General features: G+C 61.5%; 5 protein-coding genes. 2 read left to right on the top strand and 3 right to left on the bottom strand.

Annotated features, from left to right (window positions below):
* Positions 1-105: 105 nt before the first annotated feature.
* The gene (locus tag AC1DWI_RS15175) at positions 106-588 is read left to right on the top strand and encodes a YqaA family protein (RefSeq protein WP_457281043.1); all 483 of its coding nucleotides are present in this window, start codon (positions 106-108) and stop codon (positions 586-588) included.
* Positions 589-615: 27 nt separating this feature from the next.
* Here AC1DWI_RS15175 and AC1DWI_RS15170 read toward each other — a convergent pair whose 3' ends face one another.
* From AC1DWI_RS15170 to ychF, 3 genes are all read right to left on the bottom strand, one after another.
* Positions 616-1353: an rRNA pseudouridine synthase gene (locus AC1DWI_RS15170; protein ID WP_477668350.1), complete on the bottom strand. Its 738-nt coding sequence runs from the start codon at positions 1351-1353 to the stop codon at positions 616-618.
* A gap of 41 nt (positions 1354-1394) precedes the next feature.
* Positions 1395-1751 (bottom strand): RidA family protein, encoded by a 357-nt coding sequence (locus AC1DWI_RS15165; RefSeq protein WP_457281045.1) that lies wholly within the window; start codon positions 1749-1751, stop codon positions 1395-1397.
* 193 nt (positions 1752-1944) lie between these two features.
* Positions 1945-3036 carry a redox-regulated ATPase YchF gene (gene ychF, locus AC1DWI_RS15160; protein ID WP_457281046.1) on the bottom strand — a complete coding sequence of 364 codons (1092 nt, stop codon included), beginning with the start codon at positions 3034-3036 and terminating at the stop codon, positions 1945-1947.
* Here ychF and AC1DWI_RS15155 point away from each other — a divergent pair.
* The coding region (locus AC1DWI_RS15155) for a 7TMR-DISM family protein (RefSeq protein ID WP_477725128.1) at positions 3035-4200 on the top strand (1166 nt) is incomplete at its 3' end. The two genes, ychF and AC1DWI_RS15155, sit on opposite strands and share 2 nt — an antisense overlap.

The raw sequence follows: 4200 nt of genomic DNA, 5'->3' as shown, positions 1-4200 counted from the left end.
CGATTGTACCTGCCCAAAATTTCAGCAATTGAAATTTGCACACGGAGTTGTAAGCGTCTTCCTGACAGGGTGGCTGGCCCGTCATGCCTATACTCAAATAGATATATGGAAGCCTGGATTCACCGCCTGATAGAACTTTTGGCCCTGCCCGAATACGGCTTGAGCACGGTGTTTGTGGTTTCCTTCATCTCGGCCACGCTGTTGCCGCTGGGCTCGGAGCCGGTGGTCTTCGGCCTGGTCAAGCTCAACCCCGCCATGTTCTGGCCCGCTGTGCTGGTAGCAACTGCGGGCAACACGCTGGGCGGTGCGCTCGACTGGTGGATGGGTTACGGCGCCCACAAGGTGGTGGACAAATACCAGCATTCATCGCATCACGGCCGTGCGGTCCGATGGCTGGAGAAACTCGGCCCCAAGGCCTGCCTGCTGGCCTGGTTGCCGGTGGTCGGAGACCCGCTGTGCGCGGTCGCGGGTTGGCTCAAGTTTCCGTTCTGGCCCTGCCTGGCTTACATGGCGGTCGGCAAATTTTTGCGCTACTTTTTGATGACCGGCAGCCTGATCTGGGCCTTTCCCGGCGTGGTGACCGGATAGGCACCAGAAGAAGAATCAGAAGAAGGATCAGAAGCGTTCGTGTGGCAGCAGGTAGCGCCACTGACCGGGTTGCAGCTGGCTCATCGCCACACGGCCGATACGCAGCCGTTTCATGCCTAGCACCTGCAGGCCGACGCTCTCGCACATGTAGGCAATCTGCCCCGGGACTTCACCCTTGAGGGCAAAGCGCAAGCGCTTTTCGCTTTGCCAGCTCACCTTGGCCGGCGGCAACAAAACACCCTTGAAGGTAAACCCGTGGTCCACCCGGTTCAGCCGGTCCAGCCCGCCGGGTTTGATGTCACCGCTGACATCGACRATCACTTCGTGTTCCATCACGCGGGCATCTTCACGCAGCTTGCGCACCACGCGCCAGTCCTGCGTCAGCACGACCAATCCGCTGGCAGGTGTTGCCAGCGGCGTCACCAGTTCCACCGTGGAGAAATGCTTCTTGAGCGGCCGGATGCCAGAGCGGTCGTCAGGCGATTGTGTGGCGGCCGACAGCAACCGGGCCACCTGCGCCGCGCCGCCATCGGAACTCGCGTCCTGGCCAGCCGGCTTGTGCAGCAGCAAAGTCACCGGTGTCATCGCCAGCAGGCTCGCATCCTTGTCCAGCACGATGGCCTGGCCCGACACCCGGAACTGGGGCTCTTCGACAGTCACCCCGTCAACAGTGACCCAGCCGCCTTCGATGTACTGCTCGGCTTCGCGGCGTGAACAGGACAGCATTTCAGCCAGGCGTTTGGCAAGGCGAACGGGTTCTGTCATCGCGGCGTGGCCTTCATGGCGGGTCAAGCGTGGATGAGAAATCAGCCTTGGGCCGCCACCACACCGATTTCCACGTGGTACTGCGGCGCCGCCAGGCGCGGGCTCATGACCGTGGCACGTGCGGGCGTGGCGCCGGGCACCACCCAGGTTTCCCAGGCACGGTTCATTTCACCGAAGCTGTCCATATCGGTCAACCAGATGGTGGCGCTGAGCAGAAGCGACTTGTCGCTGCCGGCTGCTGCCAACAGGCGGTCGATATTGGCCAGGATGCTGAGGGTCTGTTCGTATACGCCGGAGCCGGCGTCGTTGCCGGCCACCTGGCCTGCCAGGTAAACGGTTTTGTTATGGATAACGGCCTGGGACATGCGTGGGCCGGTTTCGATGCGCTGGATGGACATGGTGTTCTCTTTCTTTCTCAAAGCGAGGGTTTCGGGGGGGATGGCCTGCTCTGGCAAGCCGGTAACGGGGCCGCCACCCGATGGTGCGGATCGTTCGTGAGGTATTGTGGCGCGACTTCTTCCATGATGCCGCCACCGTGATGTCCAGGCCTCGCAGTAAATCGGCCCCAGGTTACCCGGGGGCCCTGGCAACTCAGCTGCTGAACAGGAAGTTCATCACGTCGCCATCCTTGACGACGTATTCCTTGCCTTCACTGCGCATCTTGCCGGCATCTTTGGCGCCCTGCTCGCCTTTGTAGGCGATGAAATCGGCAAACGCAATCGTCTGGGCGCGGATGTAGCCCTTTTCAAAATCGGTGTGAATGACGCCCGCGGCTTGCGGACCGGTGTCGCCCACGTGGATGGTCCAGGCGCGCACTTCCTTCACGCCCGCGGTGAAATAGGTCTGCAGGCCCAGCAGCTTGTATGCCGCCAGGATGAGGCGGTTGAGCCCCGGCTCATCCTGGCCGATCTCCGCGAGGAACATCTTTTTGTCCTCTTCCTCCATGTCGGCCATCTCGGCTTCCATCTTGGCGCAGATCGCCACGACCGGCGCCTTTTGCTCTGCCGCGTAAGCCTTGAGGCGGTCCAGGAAGGGGTTGTTCTCAAAACCGTCCTCGGCCACGTTGGCCACAAACATGGCCGGCTTGGCGGTGATCAGGAAAAACTGGCCGAGCAGCGGCAGTTCCTCCTTGCTGAAGTCCACAGTGCGCACCGGTTTGCCTTCATTGAGCGCGGCCTGGCATTTCTCCAGGATGGCAACCAGCTTGACAGACTCCTTGTCGCCCGAGCGGGCCGTCTTGGTCACGCGGTGCAGGGCTTTTTCAACTGCTGCCAGGTCGGCCAGACAAAGCTCCGTCTGGATGACTTCGATGTCGGAAATCGGGTCCACCTTGCCGGCAACGTGGATCACGTTGTCATCTTCAAAGCAACGCACCACATTGACTGTGGCGTCGGTTTCGCGGATATGGGCCAGGAACTTGTTGCCCAGTCCCTCGCCCGTACTGGCGCCCGCCACCAGGCCTGCAATGTCCACAAACTCGACGATCGCCGGAACAATGCGTTCAGGCTTGACGATTTCAGCCAATTGCGCCAACCTCGGGTCGGGCACTTCCACGATGCCAACATTGGGCTCAATGGTGCAAAAGGGGTAGTTTTCAGCCGCGATCCCCGCTTTGGTCAACGCATTGAAAAGGGTGGATTTACCGACGTTAGGCAAGCCTACAATGCCGCACTTCAAACTCATGAGAAACCTTCAAAAACAGGCTGAGAAGTGTATTCGATGCGCGCCCGGCCGGGGTTGGAGCGCTTTGTGGCAGGCATTCGCCATCTTTGTGGTGGCCGGTTTTTTGGGTGCTCTGGCGCATCCTGCGCAGGCCCAGCCCATCGTGGCTTTAAACGACGCCAAGCCGACCCTGGACGTGGCAGCGGCGAGTTTGACATGGATTGACAGCGACGGCCAGGCCGGCATCGACCAATTGGCCGGCGGCCATCCAGGGGCCTTGTTCGTCTCCTCGGTTGCCGATACGGTGCATTCGCTTGGCCCGCACGCGGCGCTCTGGCTGCATTACCGTTTTGCCAGGTCATCCGGCTCGCGCCAGGACTGGTTGCTTGAGTTTCCCCTGCCCCTGCTGGACCTGGCGACGGTGTACCAGCGTGCACCGTCGGGAGGGTGGATTGCCGAAACTGCCGGGGACACCGTGCCTGTCTCCAGCTGGCCGGAACCCGGCCGTTACGGGCATTTCCGCCTGAACCTGCCGGACAACGGCGTGCATGACGTGTATGTGCGCATACAGCACCAGACGGAGGTCAGCATTCCGGTTCGGGTCAGCACGCGAGGCAACCTGACGCAGCGACTTCAGCTGGAATACCTCGCGATTGGCGTGGTATTCGGCGCACTGGTGATGTTGATCAKTGCCTGCGTTGTCCAGAGCTGGGTTTACAGCGACCGGGCCTATGGGTGGTATTCCGTGTACGCCGTCATCATGGCCCTCGTCGTAGCGGCGTGGACGGGAGTGGCAGGCCATTTTCTCTGGGGCAACTTCAGCACCTGGAACAACATGGCGCAGGGCTTCCTCGCCATCCTGGGCGGCGGCTCGGCGCTGCTGGTCGTGCATCACCTGTGCGGCACCGGTTCACGCCACAAGTGGTTTGAGCGGCTGGCCTACTGGACAGGCATGGCCGGAGCGCCGCTGGCGCTGGCCTATCTCGTGCTGGAGCGCGGCTTGGGCATAGGCCTCCTCGGGACTTACCTGGTTGCCGTTGTTGCACTGGGAACAAGCCGGGCCTACATGACGTGGCGACGCCACGATGTCGTGGGTTTCTGGGTACTGGCGGCTTTTTCCCCGCTGGGGCTGGTCACGCTCCTCACCGTCACCAGCATCCTGGGCCTGTTTTCCCTGTCGTGGCT

The sequence above is a fragment of the Polaromonas sp. P3_C2 genome (assembly GCF_056402675.1).
The sequence above is the reverse complement of the archived record's forward strand: the minus strand, read 5'-3'. Positions and strand labels throughout refer to the sequence as shown.